The organism is Chachezhania antarctica (assembly GCF_003646465.1).
Classification (GTDB): Bacteria; Pseudomonadota; Alphaproteobacteria; order Rhodobacterales; family Rhodobacteraceae; genus Chachezhania; species Chachezhania antarctica.
Window position 1 is genome coordinate 1 of record NZ_QZEX01000023.1, and the last position, 24,174, is coordinate 24,174.

The following is a 24,174-nucleotide window of genomic DNA, read 5'->3' on the forward strand; positions in this document are numbered from 1 at the left end:
CATGCGTGCAGCGATGCCCCACGTGGTATCAACCAGACTGCGAAGAGAAGCGTGACCCGGATGAGTGACAGAGATCCCAAACAACAAGGAAAACGAGCTTGACCAAAACGCCCAATTAGAGAAGCCGCCATTTGCCGCGCAAACTCTCAATGTCTGCATCGGCGTCGATGGCCGCTCCCGATCTGGGCGCACTTGTCTAATCGCATACCCAATGACGTCGGCCGCAGCCCGCCAACAATAGCTTCTTGGTTCGTTTGGTCTTGGGGGATGCATCGAATCTGGGTCTTGGCGCAGAGTGTGCGACTAGTCGGTTACATTCCGGTAAGAAGTTGGGTGCAGCATCGACCGCCGTTCAGCCGCAGTTCCCTCGGCAGTTCACCCACCTCCCTTCGCTGCCACCGCACTTCTCCCGATGTCTGAGTTGCATAACATGCTGGTCGCAGCTGTCGTCCCGCCCACAAGGGTTGTCGCCGATCTTTTTCCCCTGATCCTGCGGATCATTCCTCGCGGAGCAAAAAGACCGGCGCCTGCCCCTCTCCGCTGCGCTTCGCCTTCGGTGTGGCCGGGCCTTGGCCAGCTGCAAGGTGACCATCATTGCAACGCAAACAAGGAGAAGAGCAATGACCTCGAACTGCATCAAATTCACCAGCGCCGACATCGAAACCGCCAAGGGCGTCGGCTCCATCTCGACCCTGACCTTCGACCTCGACATCACGGCCGAACCCGTCGCGAGCTCGAACCCGATGGCCCCCACGCACCGCGTCCTCGGCCGCTCCCCGCGCGGCAAGCTGGTCGAGTGCGGCGGCATCTGGAAGAAGCAGAACAAGGAGACCGGCGCCGACTACTACACGCTGACCATCCGCGACCACGGCTTCAACGCCAACCTCGGCAAGGCCGCGAACCAGGACGATCTGTCCCTGCAGGCGATCATCCCCTGGGGCCCGAAAGACGCAGCGTGAGACCAAAGTTGGCGGGGGCTTGCCTCGGCCAATTCGTTTACAGCTGTAAACTCGACCTAGATCGTGGCCGTGGATATAGTCTCATCAAGCGTTGATAGACACTATATAGAGGAAAAATCTTGACTTAGTCGCGTGAATCACTGCTTTTATCCCCAAGTGGCGCGAAAAAGGCCGCATTTTCGAAATTGGGGCAACCAGATGATTCCTGTGACACCATTGGCAAGTGAGCGCCCTTCGGCTCTTGCAACGGAGATTTCCGAACGACTCAACGCTGCCATCAGAGAACACCTGCTCTCTGCTTTTGCCCCAGACAACACGAAGACGCTACGTTCTTTTTCGGCACCTGAGGCCGCTGAGCTCTTGGGAGTATCCGGACAGTTCATGCGAAAGGTTCACGCTGAGGGCACAATCCCTGAACCTGACGATATCCGGGGTGGCCGCCGCTACTATACAGCCCAAGAGATATGGGACGCGCGCGAAGTTCTAGAGAAGACCTCTCGGAAGAAAGGCCGTTATCTGCCTCGCCGCTCGGGAGAGGAGCAGTTGCAAATTTGGCAGCTGATGAATTTCAAAGGTGGTTCCAGTAAGAGCACGACGAGCGTCCACCTCGCTCACTACTTTGCTCTTCGAGGATATCGGGTCTTGGTTGTTGATCTGGATCCTCAGGGATCTCTCACATCAATGTGCGGGATCAGCCCTGAAATCGAGTTCGATGGACTGACTGTCTATGATGCGATTCGCTACGATGAGCCGGTGAACATGGCTGATGTCGTCGTTCCAACATACTTTCCAGGGCTCTCGATTGCGCCGTCCCGCTTGATGCTGTCCGAGTTTGAGACTGAGTCGGCCGTTCATTCGAACCCAGATCAACCATTCTTTACTCGTATTCGAAATGCTTTGGCACAGGTAGAAGATGATTTTGATCTGGTGCTTATGGACAGCCCGCCACAGCTTGGTTTCCTGACGATTGCTGGGATGGCTGCCGCTAGTTCTTTGATTGTCCCTCTAACACCATCGATGTTGGACGTTTCGTCAACTGCTCAGTTTCTTGAATTAGCCGGAGCGTATATGGGTGTGATCGAGGATGCTGGCGCAACTCTCCAATATGATCACTTCAAATTTCTGATCACGCGAGACGAACCGACCGACGTTCCCTCTCAGCAGCTAACGTCTTTCATGCGAGCTTTATTTCAAGATCGTGTCATGTCGGCAACCGCCTTGAAGAGCACAGCAATCAGTGACGCGACCATGCTCAAACAGTCGATTTATGAAGTGGTCCGTTCCGAAATGACACGGGCCACATATGATCGTGCAAAGGGCTCCATGGATGCTGTGGGACATGAAGTCGAAACGATGATCCAGCAATCGTGGGGGCGTAAGTAATGGCTAGGAAATCACTTCGCGATATGTCCGGTATTGCAAATACGATCGCTCGTTCTGGCGGGGCGCCGTCGGAGCGGCCGTCGAAGACCAGTGCTCCGGCTTTGGGAGCCCTTCAAGGCACTCTGGCATCTATCCGAGAAATTGACCCCAACATAATCGACGATTGGGGGCCAGTAGATCGCCTTGAAGAGTTTACAGCTGTAAACGTCGAAGACGATGACGAGAGCTTTGAAGGACTAAAGAACAGCATCCGAGAAGGTGGTCAGCAAGTGCCCATTCTTGTTCGGCGATCAAAGGCGGCTGAAGGGCGCTTCGAGGCGATTTATGGGCGGCGGCGCTTAAAGGCCTGCCGCGAACTCGACATCAAGGTTCGCGCGAACGTCCAAGATATCGATGACGCTACGGCTTTGCTGGCGAAAGGACTGGAAAATGCCGCGCGCCGAAACCTCTCTTTTTACGAGAAGGCACGGTTCGCCGTGGCCATCCAGACAGCGGGCCACGACGCGGCAACTGTTCGGCAGGTTCTCAATCTCTCTGCGTCGGGTCATTCGCACCTTACAAAGGTAACACAAAACGTCCCGGTCAAGATCGGCGACCTGATTGGCGCGGCACCAAAGTCCGGGCGTCCAAAATGGACGGAGCTGGCGGAGTTATTTCTCTCAAAGAAGATAACTGAACGCGCGGCGCTCGATATCTTGGCCAGAATCGGTGCCTCGTCGGGTTCGGATGAACGCCTCGAATTTCTCATTAGGGAAGCGACTAAGCGCGGCGCGAAGACGTCGAGCGGGGTTAGAGAGATAACGCCGTTGGAAGGCGTGACCATCAAAGCTGGCCGCGGAACATTGTCATTGTCAGTCAAGAAGTCCGGCGCAAACGCTGAGTTTGCAACCTGGCTTGAGAGCAATCTCGCAGAGATTATCAAAAAATCCTATGCCGAATTTACAGATGTAAATTCGGCGGATGACAACTGAGGACGAGCAGAAAGGAGGAACGGCAAACAAAGAAAACCCCCGAAACCGGAGCTTCGAGGGCTGCTGCGCAGAACGCAATTCTTAGATTAGACACCTAGAATTTAGCAGCCAACGAATCACCACACAAGAGAAAACGCTTCTGAGCGAACGGGATTTCTTTGTCGCTGGCATAAAGATGGAAAAATTTAGTGATGCTCCACAAGGAGCAGCTGAGACAGGCATGTCTCAGAACAAGAGAGTTATGTCCAACATAAGCCAACGGTCAGGGTGGCGAAAAGCAACGGCCGGGCTGGCTACGGCTGAGCAACTTGCCCAAGCCGGTGAACGGGTAGCAGTACCCAAAACACGGGCCTTCGTGGCACTCAAGCGCGTGGGGGCACATATCGGCTTGAAGGCCGGCGACATGATGCTCCTCGACACGCTCGGGGCGTTTACCCAGGCCCAGGACTGGGAGGAGGGGCAGCGTCCGATCGTCTGGGCTTCGAACGCTTATCTGATGGAGCAGACGGGGTTCTCGCTCTCCGCGCTCAAGCGCCACGCGCGGCGTCTTGCTGAGATCGGCGTGATCTCCTTCCAGGATAGCCCCAATGGCAAGCGGTGGGGCCGCAGGGACGCTGAGGGGCGTATCGTCGAGGCCTATGGCTTCGATCTTTCACCGCTTTCCGCCCGTGTCGAGGAGTTCGAGGGACTTCATGCCGAGTTGCAGGCCGAGCGCGAACTCTGTCAGCGCCTGAAGCGCCAGATCACTGTGGCGCGCCGGATGATCCGCGCGCGGATCGAGGCTGCTGTCAGCAGCGCGTTGCGCGGGCCCTGGGCACAGTTCACGGTCCTCTTTGATGAGCTTCTGGATCGGCTTCCGCGCCGCCATGAAGCCTCAGATCAGCTGGTACGACTGCTGACCTGGTTCAAGGAGCTTCAGGAGCGGGTCGAAGGGGCCTATCTCAAGGCAACCGAGGCCGTTAAACCTGTGGAAAACACCGGTAATAACGATACCCAAGTCACGAAGAAGACTCAAAAAATGAACCCCAGGGAGGTCATTTCCGAACCTCATATACTAATTACAAACCAACTTAATCCTGTAACTAGTAATTCCTCTGAAGAAGAGGAAGCGGCGGGTGTGGTGCCCAATGCCCAACCCGAAGAGCGGGTTGATAGGGAGCTGGAAAACTGGGTTGCCGAGGTGCGCAAGAAGCGGACAGCGCTCGACCTGCCGACAATCATGCAAGCCTGTCCGGAATTCGCATCCTGGGCGCGCAATATGGGTGCATTCCTGAAGGATTGGGGCGATCTGCACCGAGTTGCCGGACAACTCAGGCCGATGATCGGTATCTCTGAGCATGCCTGGAACGTGGCGCAGGATCGAATGGGCCCCCAGGTTGCCACGGCCGCGTTTGCACTCGTCTTCGAGAAACATAGCGCGGGTGAAGTTGCCTCACCGGGCGGATATCTGCGGGGCATGGTCGAGAAAGCTGGGGCAGGGGAGCTGCATCTGGAGCGCAGCTTCTATGGTAGGCTCAGTGGGCAGGCGGCATGAGGTGTTGATCAAAAGGGGTCATTGGCATATATTGCCAACAAAGGAGGCCGATAGATGGTTACGCGCAATGTCGTTCTGACCGAAACCCAGGACCAGCTGGTGCAGGCGCTGGTCGCGTCCGGACGTTACCAGAACGTCAGCGAGGCGATGCGCGCGGGGCTTCGTCTCTTGGAGCAGGAAGAAGCTCGGCTCGCCGGTATCCGACAGGGCTTGTTCGAGGGATTGGCGCAGGCAAAGGCGGGTGAGTTCGCCGAAGGCAGCGGAGTAGACGCGATCCGGCGGGCCTTTTGACAAGCACGCGCATCTTCATGAGCCGATCCCTTCGGCTGACCCGGCGCGCGGAGGCCAGCCTGGTCGAGATTGCCAAATGGACAATTCGGGCTCAAACAGGCTGAACTCTATGAGAACGAGGTGCTAACCCGCTGTCAGGCAATCCTGAACGGTCAGGCGCATAGCCGAAGCTGTGCGGTTTTGGTCGATGATGCGGCCGATCTGCGGTTCGCTAGGGCAGGGGAGCATTTTCTGTTGTTCCTAGATCAGCCTGACGAGGTCATCATCGTTGATATTCTGCATTCCCGCAGTGATCTTCCGCGTCATGTCGCGGCGTTGGCGGCCCTAAGAAATGTCGACCTATAGCCCTGCGGCTTTGGTCAGGTTCACCCGGAACCGGTCGCGCCGTCGCTGATAGCGGCGGGTCATCTCGGCCGAGGCGTGTCCGAGTTGCTTCTGGACGTAGCGCTCGTCGACTTCGGCCGAACTCGCCAGACCGGCGCGCAGCGAATGGCCAGAAAAGAGAGCGAGGCGGTCTTTCTCCGGCAGGTCGGCGCGAATGCCGGCATCCCGCACCGTCTGCTTGATCAGCCGCGCGACGTGCTTGTCGTTCAACCGGGTATTCAGTGCCTTGTTTCCGTCCCGCGAGGTGCCCACGAAGATGGGGCCGAAGTCGATCTTCGCGAAGTGCAGCCATTGCTCGAGCGCATGGACCGGGCAGGTCTGCTCCTTCGAGCCGCGGCCGATCTCCACCTCGCGCCAGCCGGTCTTGGCATTGAGGGTGAGCAGGGTGCCCTTGTCGAAGATCTCGATCCAACCGCCGGAATCCGGCGTGTCGTCTTTGTGAACGTCGAGGCTGACGATTTCCGAGCGGCGCAGACCGCCCGCGTAGCCGATCAGCAGGATCGCCCGGTCCCGCAGACCGCGCAGGTCGAAAGGAAGGGTGGCCACCATCGCGAAGATGTCCTCGGCGAGGATCGCTTCCTTCTGCACTGGCGGTCGGGCGTGCTTGCGTTTGATCCCTGCCAACACCGTGGCGATGTGCCGGTTCTTGCGGTCAAGCGTGAACCCGCGTTGCGCAAAATTCCAGGCGAGACCCGACAGGCGGCGATCAATCGTCGAAACTGATAGGGCAGGGGAGGGGCCGGAGCCCGCGGCCAGGTCCGCAAGGTAGAGTCCGATCATTTCAGGCGATGGAGGCAGAGGCTCCGCGCCCTTCATCCGGCACCAGCGTGCAAAATGCGCCCAGTCCTTTGCATAGGCCTTCAGCGTATTGTCCGAGGCCGCGGCGCGCGCATAGTCGCGCGCGGTATCCACCAGCCGATCAAGCGTGCCTGAACCAGCCACAAAGGAAGGAAGGCTTAAAGCCTCGCTGCTGGGATGATCTCTCTCGTTATCCTCGCTGACCGAAGGCCCATTTGGCGGCTTTGAGATCGATTTCTCGTTGTTTTCTGACTGTCGTTCTTGTTCCATTAGTGGACACTAACGTATTGATATCATTGTGTTCATGTTCTTGTTTCATTCCCGGATTAGAGTTTCATTATTGGACATAAGACACCAGTTTTCCGGGTTTGGCCATGGTGGATCGAGCAGACATCAACGCCGTCGACGATGCTGCGTGGGAACAGGCGGTCGCGCGGGAAGCTGTGATCCGCCGCCTTTCAAGCAAGGCGTCACCGAACCGCGCCGAATTCCTCAAGGCCTGCCGTGATCTTGGTCTCAAGCGCTCTCGCCTCTACGAGTTGATCTCAGCGTACAAGGCACGCCCGGTCGCCAGTTCCTTGCTGGCGGCTCAGGTTGGGACACCGACGGGCAGCCGCCGACTGCCTGACGAGGTTGAAACGGTGATTTCGGGGGCGATCGAGGATTTCTACAAGTCCCTCCAGAAGCCAAGCATCAATGCGCTGCAAAAGGAGGTGCGCAGGCGGTGCAGTCAGAGGGGTCTACGTCCCCCGTGCTGGACCACGCTGCGGGACCGTGTGGCGGGGATAGATCCGGCGGAACTCACCGCGGCGCGTGAGGGCGCCAAGGCCTCTCGCCAGCGCCATCACCCGGTGCCAGGCAGCTATCAGGTCGAACGGGCCTATGAGGTGGTTCAGATCGACCACACGCTGGTGGATGTCATCGTCGTGGACCGGGTTTATCGGAAACCTTTGCAACGGCCCTGGCTGACGCTCGCCATCGACGTCGCCAGCCGCATGGTGGCGGGGTTCTATCTGACGCTGGAGCCGCCATCGGCCTTGTCGGTGGCACTGGCCATTCAGCACCTGGTGCAGCCCAAATCCGATTGGCTGGAGAGCTTGGGGATCGACGCGGATTGGCCGGCCGAGGGATTGCCGGAGACCATTCACATCGACAATGCGAAGGAATTCCGCTCGAAGGCGATGAAGCGGGGCGCCGAGGAGCACGGGATTTCGCTGCAGTACCGGCCGATTGGGGCGCCGCATTACGGCGGTCACATCGAGCGGCTGATCGGCACGATGATGGGGGCGGTCCACCTATTGCCGGGATCGACCTTCAGCAGCATCAAGGACCGCGGTGACTATGGTTCCGTGGGCAAGTCGGCGATGACGCTCGATGAACTGGAGCACTGGTTGGCGCTGGAAATCACCCGTTATCACGCTGAACGGCACCGCTCGCTTGGGATTCCGCCAGTTGCGGCCTGGAATGAGGCCTACGGGCGGCGCGAGGCACCATTGCGCCGGCCTTACGATCCGGAGGGGTTCCGGATCGACTTTCTACCGAGCACGGAGCGCATGGTGCGCCGCGATGGCATCCATCTCTTTGGCCTGCGGTATTGGGACGATGTCCTGAGCCTCTGGGCGGGTCGGCAGGACCGGCAATTGCGCGTGTCCTACGATCCTCGTGACCTCTCCACAGTCTTTGTCCGGAGCCCTGAAGGTCAGCGCTATCCTGTTCGATTTGCAGACCTGCGCCATCCGTCGATCACCCTTGCAGAACATCGCCGTGCGCAGGCGATTTTGCGCGAGCGTGGGCGCGCACTCGAAGATGAAGCCCTCATATTCGCGGTGATCGAGGAACAGCGCGCCCTGGTTGATGCTGCCAGCAGCAGGACACGGGAGGCCAGGCGGTTTTCCGAGAGACGGGATCGAGCGCTTGATGGGGCAGGGGCCTACGAGGCTGTAGATGCCGGTCCGGAGCCCAAGGAAAGCGAGGATGTGCTCAGGGACCACCCGGGGTTCGAAGTTGAGGAATGGTCGTGACCGAAGGCAGCGCATTTGCACATCTCGATCCGACCTACCGCCGGTTTGCGGCGCTGCCGAATGATGAGCGCATCGGGTGGATCCGGGCCGATCGTTGGATTGGATTCGATCAGTCCGGGGCCGCTCTGGCACGTCTGGAGAACCTGCTGACCTATCCACCGCGTGACCGGATGCCATGCCTGCTGATCTACGGTGACACCGGCATGGGTAAAACCAAGATCGTCCGCAAGTTTGAACGCGACCACCCGCCGAAGTTCAGCCAGATCACCGGCGTTGACCACCGCCCGGTGGTTGTCGCGCAGGTGCCATCCGAACCCATCGAACGCGATCTTTACCGGGAACTTCTGACTAGCATGGGCGCGCCGGCGATGACAGGCGGTACGCTCGCCCGCGAGAAGGATATTTGCCGGTCGCTGCTGCGGACCGTGGGGGCGAAAATGATCATTCTCGACGAGGTGAACGGCATGCTGGCCGGCACCTTCCGGCAACAGCGGATTTTTCTCAATGCGATCCGGTTTCTGGCCAATGACCTTCGAATTCCACTCGTTTGTGCCGGCACGGACCTGGCCCGGCAGGCACTGCTGGCAGATGCACAACTGGCCGAGCGCTTCGAGGCGTTCCATCTCAAGCCCTGGCAGAACGATACCGCCTTCGCCGGGCTCCTGAAAAGTTTTGAACGTATCCTGCCCTTGCGCGATGCATCCGATCTGATCAGTCGGGAGGCCAGAGAGCAGATTCATAAGCTGACCTCCGGTGTGACGGCGCGCATCTTCCGCCTGATCGAGACGGCGGCGGAAGATGCGGTTCGGTCGGGCAAGGAGCGCCTCGACGCGGATAGTTTTGGCGACAATCTGGTGCTGCCGCTGGTCTCGATGACCCAGACCGCTCGGCGGCGGGGCAAGCCCGTGCAACAACGTGTCGGGGCATGATGGTGTCGGTCCGACTGCCCGTCACGCCGCGGCCGTATCAAGACGAATTGCTTTCTTCTTGGATGGCGCGGGTTGCCGCGCGCTACGGGTCCGAGCCTCTTGAGTTGGTGGTTTACCTGGCGGGGCAGGGGGGTAGGGACGCAGGCGCGGGGCAGGTTGACGATGTGGCGCCGGATATGGGGCTGCTCAGGCAATGGGCGAAGGCCTGCAGGATCGATCCGGAACGGCTTCACCGCAGGTCACTGGCTGCCCGATATCCTGATCGGCCGCGGGACTGGTTTCTGACCGAGACTGTGCCGGTCTGCCTTGCCTGCTTCGATGCGGATGTCGCTGCCGGTCGCGATGCCTATCTTCGGGTGAATTGGCGATTGGCGGAGCAGGTGGTTTGCCCGGCGCACCGGACCGTGCTTCTGGATCGCTGCCCTGCGTGTCGCGGCGGCCTGAGGCTTTTCTTTCGCATGCTGAATGGCCTGCTGCGCCCCTTCTGCCGCAAGTGCGATGCCGTTCTGCCCGGCGGGGGAGGGGAGGAGGCGAACCTTTTGAAGGTGGATTTTGCCGCAGGTGTCCTTGATCTCCAACGCCAGATCAGCAGGATCGTCAGATCTGGCCCAGGTCGTCTTGATCGTCTCGAGCATGCAGTTCGTACCCTCTGGGCGCCGCTCGATCGCGACGGTGCGGCAAGACCGGTCCTCGCGCTCTGGTATGATGAGCCAGGTTGGAACTGCCCCTTTGAGGCCCGCGCGGCCGTCGGTCGGTCTGCGCCTCTTCAGCACCTATCAGTGAGCTGGCGGGCTCTGACGCTGGTGATCTTGCATGATCTCTTTGGAGCAGATCTGGTGCCCGGCGCTGTCCTGCCGGAGGCCGCCCTCGTCCTGTTCCAGCGTGCCGCCCCGTTGCCGTGGCTCACGGATGGGCCTGATCTACGGACCGGCAAAGGAAAGCGCACGATTGACGCGGGAGCAGAGCGAGTCCACAGATTGAGCAAGAGATCCGTCCACCGGTTAAATGGAAATTTCCTCGACGAGAGAGGCGATTTCGGCCGAATCCACCCATGAAACTAAAACGACAAGCAACGATTCCACCTCCTCAATCATTATGCCCGATAATGCAAACTTATTGGACATGGCGGCGAGCAGCAAGTCGGGGCGGTTTGTGCGCTATTGAATGGCGATAAGCGCCGCGTTGAGATACGCTTCGACCATGACCTTTGCCCGTGACACCCGCATCAACGACCCAGATACACTACCCCGGATCCCTGCCTGGGTCACCTCGGCACGGGCTGAAACCCTTGAAGATGTTGCGTTTTTGTCTGGCGCGGCGCTGAACCACCTGTATCTTGTGTCGGGACACGATGAGGTGCCCCAAGACTTGTTGCGGGACCGGCTCGCGCTGCGTGCGGCCGAGGCTTGCGTCGCGTTCTCTGGACGGTCGGAGCGGGCAGGGGAGCTGCGCGATGCGGTGCACCTGTTGCGGCCCGGCGATCTGCCCGGACCGGCCGGTGAAACCTGCCTTACCTGGCGTCGTGCGGTCGAGCGGCCGATGTCGATCAAGACTTTGGGTCGCGCCTTGTCGGCTTTCGAACCGGACCGGATCGCGACGTGGCTCGACGCGGGGGAGGGGGCGCCTGTCGCCCGTGCCGCGATGGTGTTGGAGGCGGTGTTGACGGAGACACCGCGTGCCGAAGTGCCGGCGTTGATCCTCGCGGATGCGGCTCTCGGGCAGGCACTCGGCTGGGATCATCTCGTGCCGCTTCTGGCCGTCGGCCTGAAACGCGCTGACCTGCGCAAGCAAGGGGAAGACTTGAAGCTCGCCTGTCATCGGGCGCTCGTATTATCGGCGGTCGAGGCCGTGCGTCTCTCAACCGACCTCGCGCGCCGGGCGGCGCATCTGAAGGCAGTCGCACCCAAGCTGCGGGCCAAAGGGGCGGGAGACGTGGTCGAGATGTTCCTGACCCGCGATGTCGTGGCGCCCTCGGCGCTACCCTTGCCGGATCGCGCCGCGCGGCGGCTCTGCGACCGGCTGGTCGACCTCGGCGCGGTGCGCGAGCTGACCGGGCGCGACACCTTCCGGCTCTACGGGCTGTAGCGATGGCAAACGATCGCCCTGACCCCGAACTGGATCGCGAGCTGTCCGACCTGCCGCCCGAGCTGCGCTGGCGGGAATGGATGCGCCGCATCGAGGCGGTGCTGTTTGCCTCGACCGCGCCGGTCCCGCGCGAAGACCTCGCCCGCGTCGTGGGGCAGGGGGCCTCGGTCGACCTGCTTGTCGAGGACCTTGCCGCCGATCTGGAGGGGCGGGCCTTCGAGATCGCCCAGGTCGCTGGCGGATGGATGTTCCGCACGCGCGCCACCTACGCCCCCGCGATTCGCGCGGCGGCAGATGTCGGGGACCAACTGCTGGACCTGAGCGAATTCGACGTCGCGGTCCTTGCCGCCATCGCGTACCACCAGCCGATCACCCGTGACGGACTGAAGGACATTTTCGGCAAGGAGATCAGCCGCGACCTGATCGGGCGGCTGCATGCGCGCGGGCTGATCGGGACCGGGCCAAGGTCACCGCGACGCGGGGCTCCCTATACCTTTGTCACCACAGAGCAGTTCCTTGTCGCGTTCGGGTTGGAGAGCCTGCGCGATCTTCCCGATCGAGAGCAGCTGGTGGATGCGGGGGTTGTGGAGTAGCCGCTTCAAGTCGGCGTCGGCTGACGAATTGGAATCCCAGACATCGAAATCATCCCGACTTTGCTCTCGCAGATGCTACCTCGGGGCATCATCGTCGGCAGCAACGAATACCATCGTGACGACAATGTCAGTCGTGGTGAATTCTGGTCGGGAACGCTTGATAGACCTCTTGACCGGTCAATCCAAGGGTCGCCTAGCCTGTTCACCCTCGATCATTCAATCCATCCTGGCCTACATGTAGTATCCGAGGCCTTACGAAACGCTGATTGAAGTGCTATCTCTGTCATATGGAAGGTACGGGTCATTGGCGTGAACAAGAAGATTACTGCCAGTCAGCGAATTGGCGAAATCGGTGAGAAGGCGGCAAATCTTCAATTCTTGCGAATTGGGTTCCAATTCGATGGACGTTCACGGCTGGAAGCAGGGATAGACGGCATCGCTGAGGTGATGGACGATGATCAGCCGACTGCGAAGATGATTGCCGTTCAGGTCAAGGCTACTGAGCGTGGCAGCTATGTCGGCGAGACGAACGCCGGTTTCACCTATCGTGTCCGCGCTTCAGATTTCGACTATTGGCGTGGCTCCAACCTACCCGTCATCCTAGTTCTCTACAGGCAATCAGATGACACGTTCTTCTGGAAGTCGCTCGAAAACCTCGTTGGCGAGGCCGAACGCACATTGCAGTTCGACAAGGAGCGCGACGTCTTGGACGGACGTGCGAAGGATCGCCTCGCTGCCCTGACCGTCGCCAAGCAAGGACATGGTTACTACGTCCCGCCACTTGGGGGAGGGGAGGAAGCGATCATCAACATGGTGCCATTGCAGCTTCCTGAGGAAATCTTCGTCGCACAGACACAGCTCTCCACCCAGAAGGCGCTCGCCCGGATGAATAAGGTCCGGGAAGGCCAACGGTACGATTGGATGATCGATGAAACCTCGCTTTGGACATTCTGCGACCCGCTAACCACACCCGTTCGCGACCTAGTTGAGCGGGATCAGGTCGAACGGATCGAAACCGACTTTCTGGCACAACACGACGCCGTAGATCAGCAGCACAAATTTGCGGGCCTGTTGCGACATACTCTGGCGCATGACTTTCGGGATTTGCTTGGATGGGACCGAAAGAAAAAGCAGTTCTACTTCTTGCCGACACCTGGAGGCGTCGCGCGCAAGTTTCGCTATCTTGGTGCGAAGCAGAAGACACAGGCCGACGTTGTCAGCGTCTATCAGAAGTCGAAGGGGGAGGGGCCCATCGACTATGTGCGGCACCATTCATTCCATCCCCGGTTCGAGCGCTTGGCGGACCAATGGTACCTGATCATCAACCCATCCTACTACTTCACTTCGGATGGAGCGCGCGCGCTCAACTATCCGGATGCCTTGTTGTCCGGGAAGAAGCGCCTCGACACAAACAGCACCGTTCGAGGCCAGGTGATCATGTGGCATCGATTGCTGTCAGGTCTGGAATTTGAAGATGCCGGCGAACTGCTGGCACCCGACACCAAGACGGATCGTATCATCAAGTTTGGTGACCCGCCTTCCATCGAACTGCCGAAGAGTGTGCCCGAGGACGTGTGGGGCGCGAAGGCGCAAAAGTCGAGGAAGCCGTCCGGCTCGAATGAACAAGGCAGCTTCGACCTATGAGCGACTTCAAGACAAAGATCTTCCCGGAGCCTGAACTGGAATTTGGTGACCAACACCATCATCCTGATCCACGATTGGGGTTGCTACAGGCGGGCCCGTTGCAAACGAACCTGGGGGACACGATCAAAGTCGGCGTTGTTGGCAGCGCTCTGACCGTCGAAAAATCAGGCGAGTTTCTGAATGCGATCGAAGATGGGTTCGAGGGTAAGACCGAAAAGCACCCGAACCTGCACCCGGATTTCCCCGGGTTGAGAAACCAGAACCCCTATCGGTGCCGGTTTGAAATGGTGGCTGCCGAAGATGGAGTACTGACCAAAGGTCAGATCGAGAAGATTGCCAAGGAACCGAGCGATGCGCGTGCTGTGGAGATGGCCGTCGACGCAGTTATGGCGCAACTGGAAAAGCTGGAGGCGCATCATGAACGGCCGGACGTGGTCATGGTTTCTCTCCCTGTCAAGTTGATCGAACGGGTCTGGAGAAACGAGCGGGCGCGCGATGACGAAGTTATAGAGGACGAAGCGGCCGACGCGAAAGCTGGCAGAGAAACCTCTCCGAACTTCCGTGGCTTGCTCAAGGCCAGAGCGATGGACCTCAGATTCTCAATTCAGATTGTTTGGGAGGATGTCATCAACCCCGATGCCAAGATCCCTCGCAAAATCAAGGAGAACTCTGACCGCCAAACCCAAGACCGAGCTGACCTCGCATGGAACCTTATGACGACGCTCTACTATAAGGGCAGCGGCAAGGTGCCCTGGCGCAGATTGCCGGAAGAAGGCGAGTTCACCGCCTGTTACATTGGCATCAGCTTTTTCAAGGATGCCGAAACCGACGAGATATGGACCAGTGCTGCGCAAATGTTCGACGAGCGGGGCAGAGGGTTTATTCTTAGAGGCGGTCCTGCACAGTCAGAGTCGCGGGGTCGCCACCCGTTCCTCACTATCGATGAGGCTCACAAGCTTACCGAGAGCGCCTTGGCCGCCTACAAGTCGGTCCATAGAACGATGCCGGCACGCGTGATCGTCATGAAGACGTCGCGCTTTCGCGAGGACGAGGCCGAGGGTGTTGGCAAGGCGCTCGACGAGGCAGGTGTGGAACTGCGCGATCTCGTTTGGATTCATGAGAGCTATTCAGTCAAGGTGCTGCGCGACGGCGACTTCCCTGTCCTCCGCGGCACCTTCGTTGAACTGGACGGCAATGGGCTGCTCTATACCAACGGCAGCATTCCCTACTATGGGACCTATCCTGGCCTCTATGTCCCGAACCCCCTGTTGCTCTGTCCACACCCGCAAAGCGAGAGCACAATCGAACAGATTGCGAAGGAAGTTTTCAGCCTCACGAAGGTGAACTGGAACTCGACCCAGATGAACCAACGCTTGCCGATTCCGATCCGAGCAGCCCGTAAGGTCGGTGACGTGTTGAAATACGTTCCCTCGGGGCAAAAGGTCAGCAGTGACTATCGGAAGTACATTTAGAAGCTGCACACCGAGCACGCCGTCGGCTCCATGGATGCTGTTAAGAGCATCTGATCGTCGTTCCTCGAAGCTCCCGAGCTTCCAGCGGATCTTTTTTCGGCAAGTGACTTCTCTGGCGCTTGATACATAAAAGCACATCATGCGCATGTTTCGATGTAGAATTACACATCAATCTTGAAGTCTGCTTCAGCGAGTGATATGTTTATGCATATCATAAACGGTAAGCGAAGCAGCAAGATAGATCATGAGTTACGCAACAGAGCACATCGCAGAGTCGCTCAAAGCCGCGCGGGAACGCAAGGGGCTCTCTCAGCGCGCGCTCAGTGCGAAGGCGGGGGTTCCACAGAGCCACATCTCCAAGATCGAGAGCGGGGCGGTCGATCTGCGTCTGTCCAGCCTGGTCGAGCTTGCACGTGTACTTGATCTGGAATTGACTCTGGTCCCGCGCAAGAAGCTGCCTGCCGTTCGGGCGATCATTCGCGGTGATGATGATGGTCACCGTGACGTTCAGAGCGCGCGTAAGGCGACGAACCTATTGCAGCGCCTTGATGACCAGATAGCAGCGCTTCCCAGTGAAACGCTCTCTGAGATTGCCGTTCAGGAGTTGCAGCGCCGGGCGCGCGAGCTGATGCACTTCAAGCTTTCAGCCGATGATCTTGTTCATTTGCAGGAAGCGTCTGCTGCCATGCAGGAGTTCCTGAGCGATCCGCGCAATCTGGAAGCGGTCGAGCAGGCGCAGAGCCAGTTGCGCATGTTGCGCAACGCACTCGCCCATGGGGCGGGTGCATCTGCACCATCCTTGCCGCGTCCGGCCTATCGTCTGGATGGTGACGATCATGGCTGATGTTAGTGTCCTTGAAGTCCTGCTCTACGGAGAGCCGATAGGTACGCTGACGCGGGTCAGCGGTGATACCTCGCTCTTTACTTTCTCTGAAGACTATGTCGCCAATGCGGGCAGGCCGGTTCTGAGCCTCGGCTTCAAGAATGAGCTTGGGGAACTGACGACCGATTTCGGTACGCAGAACATGCACCTGCTGCCCTTCTTCTCCAATCTTCTGCCCGAAGGTCACATGCGGGACTATCTCGCCGAGCGCGCTGGCGTGAAGCCCGTCCGCGAATTTTTCCTGCTCTGGGTTCTCGGCGAGGACCTTCCCGGTGCGGTCACTGTTCGGCCCGCCGATGGTGAGGCGTGGCCCCCCGACGCTGATGATGGTGAAGATCATCACGATGATCATCGAGATCAGGCGCTGAGGTTCTCGCTGGCAGGCGTTCAGTTGAAGTTCTCGGCTTTGGGAGACAAACAAGGCGGTCTTGCGATTCCGGCCAAGGGGGTCGGCGGCTCCTGGATCGTCAAGTTACCAGCGCAAGGCTTCGATGCTGTCCCCGAGAATGAATTCTCGATGATGACGCTCGCGCGTCTCTGCGGCATGGACGTTCCGCCTATCAGGTTGATCGATGTTGCCGACATCGGCAACCTGCCCGAGGGCATGGACAAGGTCAGCGGTCAGGCGCTGGCGGTCGAGCGGTTTGATCGTCTGAGTGATGGCAGTGCCGTCCACATTGAAGACTTCGCGCAGGTCTTTCGCGTTTATCCCAAGGACAAGTACGAGAAGGCAAGCCAGCGCAACATCGCACAGGTACTGGCCGCTGAATGCGGAGAGGCCGACATCGCCGAGTTTATCCGGCGGCTGACTTTCAATGTGCTGATCGGCAATGCCGACATGCACCTCAAGAACTGGTCGCTGATCTATCCGGATCGAAGGCAGGCGGCGCTCGCGCCGTGCTACGATTTTGTCTCGACTATTGCCTACATAGACGACGACAAGGCGGCGCTCACCTTTAGCCGCACCAAGAAGTTCTCCGGGTTCTCGAAGGACGAGCTGTCGCACCTGGCTGCAAACGCCGGTCTATCCGAGAAGCTGGTTCTGGGAACCGCGCGCGAGACTGTCGCGCGCTTCCATGAGCACTGGCAGGCCGAAAAGGGAAACCTGCCGCTGACTGCGGATGCGATCAAGGCGATTGAAGCCCATTTGCACACAGTGCCGATAGCGTAGGGGATTGGCAGAATGGCAGAGAGTTTTTCGAACCGGCACGGCTACCGCAGCCCAGACGCGGCGATTACCGTTCACGAGGACGCGCCCGAAAACCTGCGCTATGCGATCCCGCTGATTGGGCAGGACATCGGCATGAGCCCGTCCGCCATGCGCCGGATCATCTGTCAGGTGTTGCTCGTCCCGCCTGACCGGAACAACTGGTCGGAGCACCCCAACATCTGGGAAGAGGTCGTCGGGCTTGTTGCCGACTGTCCTTGGTACAAAGTCTATGACATTGCTGAAGCGTTCCATACGGCACTCGCGCAAGGGTTCAACGACAATGCAAGCAGGTTCGATGACCGGTTGAACCAGTTCTTTGTCGAGAACGGCATCGGCTGGCATATGAAAGACGGCCAGATAGTCTATCGCGGCTCCGAAGCATTTACCGGCGCGACACAAGAGGCCGTCGAAATCCTCGAACAAACTGGGCGCAGTGCCGCCGCACGCGAGATCCACGAAGCGCTGCGCGATATTTCTCGGCGGCCGGAGCCGGATGTGACCGGGGCAATCCAGCATGCCTGCGCCGCGATGGAAGCGACCGCGCGGGATCTGGCCGGCGATTCCAAAGCAACATTCGGCCAGCTTATAAGTATCCGTCCGGCGTGACCGCCGTTGACAATCAAGTTTGCTGCCAATTCCAGGGTGCGAGTTCGTCGAGGCGGTTGATCTTGTGATCAGCAATGTGGGTCAGCACCCAGGTGAGCCAGGCTTCCGGATCAACGCTGTTCATGCGGGCGGTTTCGATGAGAGTGTAGGCAATCGCTGCGGCCTTTCCGCCATCTTCGGACCCCATGAAGAGATAATTTTTCCGCCCGAGAGTCAGCGGCCTGATTGACCGCTCACAAATGTTGTTGTCCAACTCCAGCCGGCCGTTTTCGAGATAGGCCCGTGCCTTCGGCATGCGGCTGAGGGCATAGCGAATGGCCTCGGCCAGTTTGGTTTTCCCCGAGATTTTCGGCAATTGGCTTTTCAGCCAGATCTCCAACTGTCACTTGGCACTTAAATGTGAGAATGCGGCCGTTCCGAGTATTCTTGGCATTTTAATATGAGAATCATTTGGCCGTTTCTCATATCAATTGGAACTGTTGGGGCGGTCCCCACTCGAGAGCTGGGGCGACCAAATGGTCAGTTGCCATGACAAATCGGTTCTTGTTTTCTCCCATCATGTGCCCTTGCAGCATCTTCAGCATCGGTGGTCCTGCGCGGTCGATGATCGCCACGCCTGCCAAGAGCGCGGGACGGACGTGTAGCGGCAGAATGGGGTGCTTTGGCGAGAACGGGAACGCGGTCTCTTTGGTTAGAAGGTCATCGAAATCGGGAACGATGGCGCCAAGGAGACGGTAGCGCCAAAAATCGCAATCGCGAGGGGGTGGCCAGGGGATGCGGCGCATGAGCAAGAGTCGCGCAATCTCCAGCGGTGGCAGCCATGTTTCCACGCGGCGTTCTGCGTGGTTATCCAACAAGGCCTCACCGCGACGTGCTGCCGCGCGATATGGTGCAAGTGTCCGATCGCCATCGCTGGTGGTCTTGTCCTGGTAGTGTTCCCCACAGTGCGGGCAAGTGATCCTCCAACCTTGCAATTCGCTTCGAAGGACTGGCAGTAGATCAGCACCAGAATGAGTGCAACGCGCGCAACGCTGCATCGGACCCTTGGAAATGAAGCGGTGAGCGGCTTTCGGGGCGTCTGCGAAGCTCAGGCTGCGTACAAGTTTCGGGCCCACGCCGAACATCCCCGCAATCCGGTCCGTCTGCGCTTTCGTCAGCGACAGGTCGATTGCCCCATGCGATGTCGCCTCCGGTAGCCCATGGCGCAGCATGGTCAATGGTGTGACCCCATAGAAGTCCGCGTGGCGATTAATCCAGGATGACAGGACTTCGCCGGGCAGGGGTGACAAGGTGACGGGCAGGGGTCCTGTCATGCGAAGGCTGCCTCGGTGTCAAACGCGGGCACCCAGGCCTCGACGGCGCCGTCGGTGATGTGTTCGGTCCCGCTTTCGATGGCCTCGATCGCAAGACTGCCCAACATCTGGAAGATGTTCGCCGTGATGCCGTCCGTTATCTGCAGAATGCGCCGCAGGGATTTAGGCGTCAGCACAGTAGGTCGCCGCAATGGCGTATTGCGCAGGATCGACGCAATCAACGTCTCGAAGTTCTCATTGGCGGCCCAACGGTTCAGGGTGAGTTGCTCGAAGCGGCGCGCAAGCTGAACGTCGCCGCCGATGGCTTCCCGGGCGTCGTTCACGCCGAAGCAGACCAGGGAGATTTGGAGCCGATTGCTGATAAAGCGCAGCATGTTGAGCACGATACGTTGCTCTCGATAGGTCCCGGCAAGGATGTTGTGGACCTCGTCGATGACCAGAACCTGGGTGCCGATGGCCTTCATGATCCGCAGCGTCGCCTGTTCCATCTGGGCAATATCGGCCCGTGGTGCCTGCGGTGCACCGAGGAGGGAAAGCAGTTCACCATAGAACCGCCGCTCGCCGGGGCGGCTGACCATTTCCATGGCCAGGACCGGTGTCATCAGAATGCCGGTCCGGCGAGCGAGATGTGGCGGATGCTGGTCACGGAAGCGTTGCATGATCATGGTCTTTCCCATCCCGCTATCGCCGTAAATCGCGACAGACGGCATGCGGGGGCCTCTCGGATGATCAAGAAGCGCCTCAAGGCGATCGAGGGCTTGCTTCGCGCGAGGGTAGAGAACCCAACGGCGGGACCTGATGGCGCGAATGCGTCCTGCCTGGGGTTCAGACAGCAGGGCCGCCGCGTCGGCGGTCAGATGAGGGTGATCGTTCGTCATATTGGCTCCAGCTCATTCGATGTCCTCAACAAAAGGCACCGGTTTGCTGGAGTCGACACCACGGAGCGTGCCCGTGTCCCGGAGGTCGTCGGCACGCCTCGGCTGAGCCTTGCCGCGCCGCGCGGCCGCGGTTTTTTTGACGGCCTTGTCAACCAACTTCCGCTGTTCGAGCGCGGTCCTCACAACCGCGCGGCTATCGACTTCTCGCCGCCCTTTCTCACGCAGGGTGCGCCGCGCCGTCAAAGCCTCGTGCAGGGAAATGGGTGCCAGGGTCAGGTCCGCGTAGCGGGCTTCGACGAAGTTGCCCGAGGGCCGCCGCACGAACACGCGCGACATGTCACGCGGATCATACTTCACGAGAAGCCGCCGCTCTGTCCGGCCGACATCGGCGCTGAGTGCGGCTGACCAGTAGCGCAGATCGAACAGGTGAATGCCGGTCGGACGCAAGGTCCGCTCCTGTTCCGGCAGGAAAGAGACCCAGAACTGCAGTCGATCTTCCGGCAGCCGCAGCGGGATCTCACCTTCGTGGTCCCGCCAGACCGCAAGGGGAGGGCGGCTCAGCGAACTGTGGATGGACTGATGATAGGACCCGACAATGTCGAGGGCGATATAGCGCTCCAACTCCCGCAAGGTCAGCGCCGCATGTTTCTTTGAATCATACTCCGCGAGGTCCTGAGCGTTGCTGAAGGTCGTACCGGGCAAAAGGTGCAGCCGTCCCATCTGGGTGCCGATCAGCCGCTCGATATGCCCGCCGAAGCGCGGTGTCCCCGGCGGTCGCCAGTCGATCGCGATGCCCGCATTCTCGCAGCCACGTTTGAAGGCGCGACTCCGGAAATCCGCGCCGTTGTCCACATGAACTCGGTCGGGAAGGCCGGCCACCGGCCAGGGCTCTTCGATTTCGCGCGCTTTGAGCCAGGCCGTCTTGTCATAGACCGAATGCAGCAAGCAGAGGCTCGTCGAAAGCCGGGATGGCGCATCCATGGTCAGGTAGAACCCTGTCACCATTCGGCTGAAGACATCCATGGCCAGGGTCAGCCAAGGTCGTCCGATCGGTTCCCGGGTTTCCTCATCGACGACAAAGATATCGGCTTTCGTGTGATCGATCTGAACAATCTCGAGGGGTCGAGTGGTGCTCAGTGTTCCCGGGACTGGCGTCGTTGCTTTTACGGTCCGCGTTTCGCCCCGGCGCTGCGCCCGGTGGCGCAGGTCCAGGTCGCCCAGACGCCGCTCGATTGTTCGACGATGCGGCGGTTTCAATCCTTCCGCATCGCAATCCGTTTCAATGTCCCGCACCAACTGCGAGACCGTCGGCCGGGTTGGTTTCAGATAGTATTTGCGGATTGCCTTCTCGATGATCTCCTCGCGTCGAGCATCCAAAGCGCGATGGCCCGCCGGGCGTCCGCGCTTGGTCTCAACGAGCGACATCACGGTTCCGTCCGCCCGAAAGCGTCTTAGCAGACGGTAGGTCGTCGCTTGGCTGACCTGCAGTTCGGAAGCAAGATCGGCAATAGCGTTCACGGTTGACTGACCGGAAGCGGTCTCCAGGAACCTGCGTATCGCGGCCGCACGGCGGCACGCTTCTGCCCACAGGGCGTCGTCTACCTCGTCTGGAAGTGGTTCGGTCACAGTGAAAACCCGACAAAATCGGAGCCACGATTATTGAATTAAGTGCTAAAGTCCAGTCTCCATCATCAATTTAAGTGCCAATTCTCATATTTAAGTGCAAAGCTAAGCTATTGAAATCAGGGAGAGCGCATTATCAGCTTTAAGTGCTAAGTGACACGCGACGCCCGCTCGGTCGGCCAACGCTGACGGTCGCGATCGACGTGAACACCCGCATGGTTCTGGGGTTTCATCTGTCGCTGGAGCCGCCATCGCTGCTGGCCGTTGCACTGTGTCTGACCCAGGCGGTTATGGCCACCCGCTGCGCTGTTTGAGGGCTGCGCGCGTGGCCATAACCTAAAAACAGCGCTTCTTCCCGACGTGCTACGGGACGGAACTGACCTCGATGGCTGTCTTGAGCTGGTGCCAGCGCACGGGCATCGAGTGGCATTATATCGCTCCCGGAAAGCCCATGCAGAACGGCTTCGTCGAGAGCTTCAACGGACGCTTCCGGGACGAGTTCCTTCTGTAATCGGGGCGTGTTCGTCAAGTGTGATCGGCTTCGGTTCCGTCGTGGGGTCATGCTTCTGTCCGCGGTCGGCCCGTCCTAGGGCGGGCCGCATGTTGGCGGTCGAAGGTGAGGCGGACCATGCTAAACGGCGGGCTTGCGTGATTGCGCGCAGAAGCAGCACCAGGCACTCGTGCGGCCTTCGCCTCATCCCCGTCCCTGACGGGACCCTTGCCAAAGCACTGGACGAACTAGCGCCAGGGCTTCGGGATCAGATCATGCAGCGGCTCCCCAGTGGAAAGGGGCGTCGTCGCGCCACATGCGATGCATTACGACGGCGAGTTTGCGCGCCACCGCGATCTTCGCCTTTTTCAGACTGCTCCGCTTTGCGATCCTCAAGCCCCAGGCTCGGATCGACGTCCATTGGCGGGAGCGGGTGAGCATGACATGGGCCGCGGTGAAGAGCGCCGTTCGAGTGAAGGCATCGCCGGAGCGGCTGATGCGCCCCCTCACGTCGGTCTCTCCAGACTGGTATTGTCTCGGTGTCAGGCCAAGGTGAGCGCCGACATCACTGGAGCGGCGGAAGCGCCCCGGGTCGTCGATCGTTGCTTTGAAGGCCAGTGCCGTGACGGGGCCAACTCCGGGGATGGTCATGAACCGGCGGCAGAGTTCGTCGTTAGCCGTGAGACGCAAAAGTGCCCGGTGAAGTTCGGCAAGTTGCGTCTGCATCTCGGCGCGCCCGCGAAGTAATGCGGACATACAGAGCTCGAGGTTCGGGTGCCCCTCCACAAGTTCACGTACCCGGGCCTCGAAGTCCCTCGTCGCGACACGGCCGACTTTCAGCCCGAATGGACGCAGAAGACCTCGGATCTCGTTCTCATGGTCGCGCAGCTTATTGACGAAAAACTCGCGCGACATCAGGAGCGTGCGCATCTCCTGGCTCTCCGTCGACTTCACGTGAACGGCCTTGAACCAGCCCGAGCGGATGAGTTGCGCCAAAGATCGGGCATCATTGCGATCATTCTTGTTGCGATTCATGGCCACCATCGCAGCCTTGGCATGTCGCGCTTCAATGCAGACCGCGGGCAAGCCTGCGCTCGTGAGGCCATTGTAAAGCCACTGCGACAAAGTCCCGGCTTCGAAGCCAACTCGCTCGAAGGTGCCGTCGATACCAGCCAGCACTTCGCCGATGTCGGCAGGGTCTGAAACCGCCTTTGTCTCAAGGATCATTCCGCCCTCGGCATCGACAACACAGATGCTGGTCATCTCGAGTGAGACGTCGAGGCCCACATACAATACTCTGGTCATGGTCGTTCTCCCGGTCATGGATTTACCGGTAAGAAGACTACCGGCGAATCTGGGGACTGAGCCCCGATTACGCCATCTCAACGAGACGCTGTTCTCCTCGCTGGCCGACGCCCGCGAGCAGATCCAGGCATGGCAGCACGACTACAATCACCACCGACCTCACTCGGGCCTGGGGAACATCCCGCCCGTCGAATTCGTGGCACAGAAGGGGCTGGCAATGCGCGCCGCGTAGCCTCAGAAATCAACTCGCGGACTCTCCGGAAATCCGGAGGAGAGTCGGGTCTCAGGTCACCCCGCGATGCCCTTTCTCATGTCGGTGGCACCGCAGGCGAGGTAGACCCGGACCCCGGTTCCCGGCCCGATCACGCTGCCTCCACCGCCCGGATCAACCGGGTCAGCGCCTCTTCATCGATGCTGCTGTCGAACCTCAGGCAGCGACCGTTGCTCAGCCGCAGCTCGACCGGAACTGACCGAGACGGCGCGGGCGCGCTTCGTGGCTCCGGGCATCCGCCGAAATCCACCGGCAGGAGAACGGCCCGGCGATCCGGCGACCATAGGCCCTTCTTCTTCAGATCACGCCGCCAGCCGTAGATCTGGGAGCGTGTGATCTCGTGGCGCTGCGCCACCTGCGTCACCGAGGCACCGCCGAGGCCGACTTCCGACAGGATCTCCAGCTGTAATCGCCGGACGTAATCTCCCCAAAACCGCCGTTTGAAAAATCCCCAGCCATGAGCGGCAGGGCCAATTCCGAACCTCAAATTTTCGGAATTGGCGCTGCCGCGGGACACAGGCCTGATGCTCC

Annotated in this window: 23 protein-coding genes and 2 pseudogenes; 18 read left to right on the plus strand and 7 right to left on the minus strand. The window is 59.7% G+C overall.

Annotated features, from left to right (window positions below; translation table 11 throughout):
• Positions 1-620 precede the first annotated feature (620 nt).
• From D4754_RS23145 to D4754_RS23170, 6 genes are all read left to right on the plus strand, one after another.
• On the plus strand, positions 621-959 hold the full coding sequence (locus D4754_RS23145) for a DUF736 domain-containing protein (protein ID WP_121068506.1): 339 nt from the start codon (positions 621-623) through the stop codon (positions 957-959).
• A gap of 198 nt (positions 960-1,157) precedes the next feature.
• Positions 1,158-2,342: a plasmid partitioning protein RepA gene (gene repA, locus D4754_RS23150; protein ID WP_107722874.1), complete on the plus strand. Its 1,185-nt coding sequence runs from the start codon at positions 1,158-1,160 to the stop codon at positions 2,340-2,342.
• Between the two features lie 23 nt (positions 2,343-2,365).
• Positions 2,366-3,313 carry a plasmid partitioning protein RepB gene (gene repB / locus D4754_RS23155; protein WP_240453994.1) on the plus strand — a complete coding sequence of 316 codons (948 nt, stop codon included), beginning with the start codon at positions 2,366-2,368 and terminating at the stop codon, positions 3,311-3,313.
• A gap of 241 nt (positions 3,314-3,554) precedes the next feature.
• Positions 3,555-4,847, plus strand: coding sequence for a plasmid replication protein RepC (gene repC, locus D4754_RS23160; RefSeq protein ID WP_121068525.1), 1,293 nt, complete (start codon positions 3,555-3,557; stop codon positions 4,845-4,847).
• 54 nt (positions 4,848-4,901) lie between these two features.
• Complete coding sequence (locus D4754_RS23165; protein ID WP_121068510.1) at positions 4,902-5,138, plus strand: type II toxin-antitoxin system ParD family antitoxin; 237 nt, start codon at positions 4,902-4,904, stop codon at positions 5,136-5,138.
• A 120-nt stretch (positions 5,139-5,258) separates the two neighbouring features.
• Entirely contained in the window at positions 5,259-5,483 is a 225-nt protein-coding gene (locus tag D4754_RS23170) for a type II toxin-antitoxin system RelE/ParE family toxin (RefSeq protein ID WP_338031167.1), read from the plus strand.
• Here the strand turns inward: D4754_RS23170 and D4754_RS23175 are convergent.
• Positions 5,478-6,590: a tyrosine-type recombinase/integrase gene (locus tag D4754_RS23175; RefSeq protein ID WP_121068511.1), complete on the minus strand. Its 1,113-nt coding sequence runs from the start codon at positions 6,588-6,590 to the stop codon at positions 5,478-5,480. The two genes, D4754_RS23170 and D4754_RS23175, sit on opposite strands and share 6 nt — an antisense overlap.
• Before the next feature lie 104 nt (positions 6,591-6,694).
• Between D4754_RS23175 and D4754_RS23180 the strand changes: the two genes are divergently transcribed.
• The 10 genes from D4754_RS23180 (at position 6,695) to D4754_RS23225 (ending at position 17,763) form a co-directional block, all read left to right on the plus strand.
• Complete coding sequence (locus D4754_RS23180; protein WP_121068513.1) at positions 6,695-8,341, plus strand: Mu transposase C-terminal domain-containing protein; 1,647 nt, start codon at positions 6,695-6,697, stop codon at positions 8,339-8,341.
• Entirely contained in the window at positions 8,332-9,270 is a 939-nt protein-coding gene (locus tag D4754_RS23185) for a TniB family NTP-binding protein (protein WP_121068515.1), read from the plus strand. Before D4754_RS23180 ends, D4754_RS23185 begins: the two co-directional genes overlap by 10 nt.
• 62 nt (positions 9,271-9,332) lie before the next feature.
• A complete protein-coding gene (locus D4754_RS23190; RefSeq protein ID WP_240453996.1) occupies positions 9,333-10,325 on the plus strand; it encodes a TniQ family protein in 993 nt (330 codons plus the stop codon).
• 145 nt (positions 10,326-10,470) lie between these two features.
• A complete protein-coding gene (locus tag D4754_RS23195) occupies positions 10,471-11,355 on the plus strand; it encodes a DUF1403 family protein (protein ID WP_121068529.1) in 885 nt (294 codons plus the stop codon).
• Between the two features lie 2 nt (positions 11,356-11,357).
• The gene (gene scpB / locus D4754_RS23200; RefSeq protein WP_121068517.1) at positions 11,358-11,948 is read left to right on the plus strand and encodes an SMC-Scp complex subunit ScpB; all 591 of its coding nucleotides are present in this window, start codon (positions 11,358-11,360) and stop codon (positions 11,946-11,948) included.
• 309 nt (positions 11,949-12,257) lie between these two features.
• Entirely contained in the window at positions 12,258-13,592 is a 1,335-nt protein-coding gene (locus D4754_RS23205; protein WP_121068519.1) for a DUF4365 domain-containing protein, read from the plus strand.
• Positions 13,589-15,064 carry an argonaute/piwi family protein gene (locus D4754_RS23210; RefSeq protein ID WP_066010375.1) on the plus strand — a complete coding sequence of 492 codons (1,476 nt, stop codon included), beginning with the start codon at positions 13,589-13,591 and terminating at the stop codon, positions 15,062-15,064. Before D4754_RS23205 ends, D4754_RS23210 begins: the two co-directional genes overlap by 4 nt.
• A 244-nt stretch (positions 15,065-15,308) precedes the next feature.
• Entirely contained in the window at positions 15,309-15,908 is a 600-nt protein-coding gene (locus D4754_RS23215; RefSeq protein WP_121068521.1) for a helix-turn-helix domain-containing protein, read from the plus strand.
• On the plus strand, positions 15,889-17,118 hold the full coding sequence (locus D4754_RS23220) for a type II toxin-antitoxin system HipA family toxin (protein WP_205589701.1): 1,230 nt from the start codon (positions 15,889-15,891) through the stop codon (positions 17,116-17,118). Before D4754_RS23215 ends, D4754_RS23220 begins: the two co-directional genes overlap by 20 nt.
• A gap of 12 nt (positions 17,119-17,130) precedes the next feature.
• Positions 17,131-17,763, plus strand: a complete 633-nt coding sequence (locus D4754_RS23225) for an AbiJ-NTD4 domain-containing protein (RefSeq protein WP_240453995.1) — start codon at positions 17,131-17,133, stop codon at positions 17,761-17,763.
• A gap of 13 nt (positions 17,764-17,776) precedes the next feature.
• Here D4754_RS23225 and D4754_RS23230 read toward each other — a convergent pair.
• From D4754_RS23230 to D4754_RS23245, 4 genes and pseudogenes are all read right to left on the minus strand, one after another.
• Positions 17,777-18,142, minus strand: a pseudogene (locus tag D4754_RS23230) (IS66 family transposase); the annotation flags it as partial.
• Between the two features lie 82 nt (positions 18,143-18,224).
• Positions 18,225-19,076, minus strand: a complete 852-nt coding sequence (locus D4754_RS23235; RefSeq protein ID WP_071974399.1) for a TniQ family protein — start codon at positions 19,074-19,076, stop codon at positions 18,225-18,227.
• Positions 19,073-19,954, minus strand: a complete 882-nt coding sequence (locus D4754_RS23240) for a TniB family NTP-binding protein (protein WP_071974398.1) — start codon at positions 19,952-19,954, stop codon at positions 19,073-19,075. Before D4754_RS23240 ends, D4754_RS23235 begins: the two co-directional genes overlap by 4 nt.
• A 12-nt stretch (positions 19,955-19,966) precedes the next feature.
• Entirely contained in the window at positions 19,967-21,580 is a 1,614-nt protein-coding gene (locus D4754_RS23245) for a Mu transposase C-terminal domain-containing protein (RefSeq protein WP_071974397.1), read from the minus strand.
• 364 nt (positions 21,581-21,944) lie between these two features.
• Between D4754_RS23245 and D4754_RS23255 the strand changes: the two are divergent.
• Positions 21,945-22,082 (plus strand): annotated as a pseudogene (locus D4754_RS23255) (integrase core domain-containing protein); the annotation flags it as partial.
• A gap of 258 nt (positions 22,083-22,340) precedes the next feature.
• Here the strand turns inward: D4754_RS23255 and D4754_RS23260 are convergent.
• Entirely contained in the window at positions 22,341-23,372 is a 1,032-nt protein-coding gene (locus D4754_RS23260) for an IS110 family RNA-guided transposase (protein WP_121068523.1), read from the minus strand.
• Between the two features lie 16 nt (positions 23,373-23,388).
• Here D4754_RS23260 and D4754_RS24690 point away from each other — a divergent pair, with 16 nt between their 5' ends.
• Positions 23,389-23,604 (plus strand): integrase core domain-containing protein, encoded by a 216-nt coding sequence (locus tag D4754_RS24690; protein WP_163026039.1) that lies wholly within the window; start codon positions 23,389-23,391, stop codon positions 23,602-23,604.
• Positions 23,605-23,734: 130 nt separating this feature from the next.
• Here D4754_RS24690 and D4754_RS23275 read toward each other — a convergent pair.
• Positions 23,735-24,174 (minus strand): transposase (locus tag D4754_RS23275; RefSeq protein WP_205589702.1); only part of this gene is annotated, 440 nt, incomplete at its 5' end.

Excerpts from the sequence above, each read along its gene's own strand:
- D4754_RS23145 (WP_121068506.1), top strand. The coding sequence starts at position 621 with ATGACCTCGAACTGCATCAAATTCACCAGCGCCGACATCGAAACCGCC.
- repA (WP_107722874.1), top strand. The coding sequence starts at position 1,158 with ATGATTCCTGTGACACCATTGGCAAGTGAGCGCCCTTCGGCTCTTGCA.
- repB (WP_240453994.1), top strand. The coding sequence starts at position 2,366 with ATGTCCGGTATTGCAAATACGATCGCTCGTTCTGGCGGGGCGCCGTCG.
- repC (WP_121068525.1), top strand. The coding sequence starts at position 3,555 with ATGTCCAACATAAGCCAACGGTCAGGGTGGCGAAAAGCAACGGCCGGG.
- D4754_RS23165 (WP_121068510.1), top strand. The coding sequence starts at position 4,902 with ATGGTTACGCGCAATGTCGTTCTGACCGAAACCCAGGACCAGCTGGTG.
- D4754_RS23175 (WP_121068511.1), bottom strand. The coding sequence starts at position 6,590 with ATGGAACAAGAACGACAGTCAGAAAACAACGAGAAATCGATCTCAAAG.
- D4754_RS23180 (WP_121068513.1), top strand. The coding sequence starts at position 6,695 with ATGGTGGATCGAGCAGACATCAACGCCGTCGACGATGCTGCGTGGGAA.
- D4754_RS23185 (WP_121068515.1), top strand. The coding sequence starts at position 8,332 with ATGGTCGTGACCGAAGGCAGCGCATTTGCACATCTCGATCCGACCTAC.
- D4754_RS23190 (WP_240453996.1), top strand. The coding sequence starts at position 9,333 with ATGGCGCGGGTTGCCGCGCGCTACGGGTCCGAGCCTCTTGAGTTGGTG.
- D4754_RS23195 (WP_121068529.1), top strand. The coding sequence starts at position 10,471 with ATGACCTTTGCCCGTGACACCCGCATCAACGACCCAGATACACTACCC.
- scpB (WP_121068517.1), top strand. The coding sequence starts at position 11,358 with ATGGCAAACGATCGCCCTGACCCCGAACTGGATCGCGAGCTGTCCGAC.
- D4754_RS23210 (WP_066010375.1), top strand. The coding sequence starts at position 13,589 with ATGAGCGACTTCAAGACAAAGATCTTCCCGGAGCCTGAACTGGAATTT.
- D4754_RS23215 (WP_121068521.1), top strand. The coding sequence starts at position 15,309 with ATGAGTTACGCAACAGAGCACATCGCAGAGTCGCTCAAAGCCGCGCGG.
- D4754_RS23220 (WP_205589701.1), top strand. The coding sequence starts at position 15,889 with ATGGTGACGATCATGGCTGATGTTAGTGTCCTTGAAGTCCTGCTCTAC.
- D4754_RS23225 (WP_240453995.1), top strand. The coding sequence starts at position 17,131 with ATGGCAGAGAGTTTTTCGAACCGGCACGGCTACCGCAGCCCAGACGCG.
- D4754_RS23235 (WP_071974399.1), bottom strand. The coding sequence starts at position 19,076 with ATGACAGGACCCCTGCCCGTCACCTTGTCACCCCTGCCCGGCGAAGTC.
- D4754_RS23240 (WP_071974398.1), bottom strand. The coding sequence starts at position 19,954 with ATGACGAACGATCACCCTCATCTGACCGCCGACGCGGCGGCCCTGCTG.
- D4754_RS23260 (WP_121068523.1), bottom strand. The coding sequence starts at position 23,372 with ATGACCAGAGTATTGTATGTGGGCCTCGACGTCTCACTCGAGATGACC.
- D4754_RS24690 (WP_163026039.1), top strand. The coding sequence starts at position 23,389 with ATGGATTTACCGGTAAGAAGACTACCGGCGAATCTGGGGACTGAGCCC.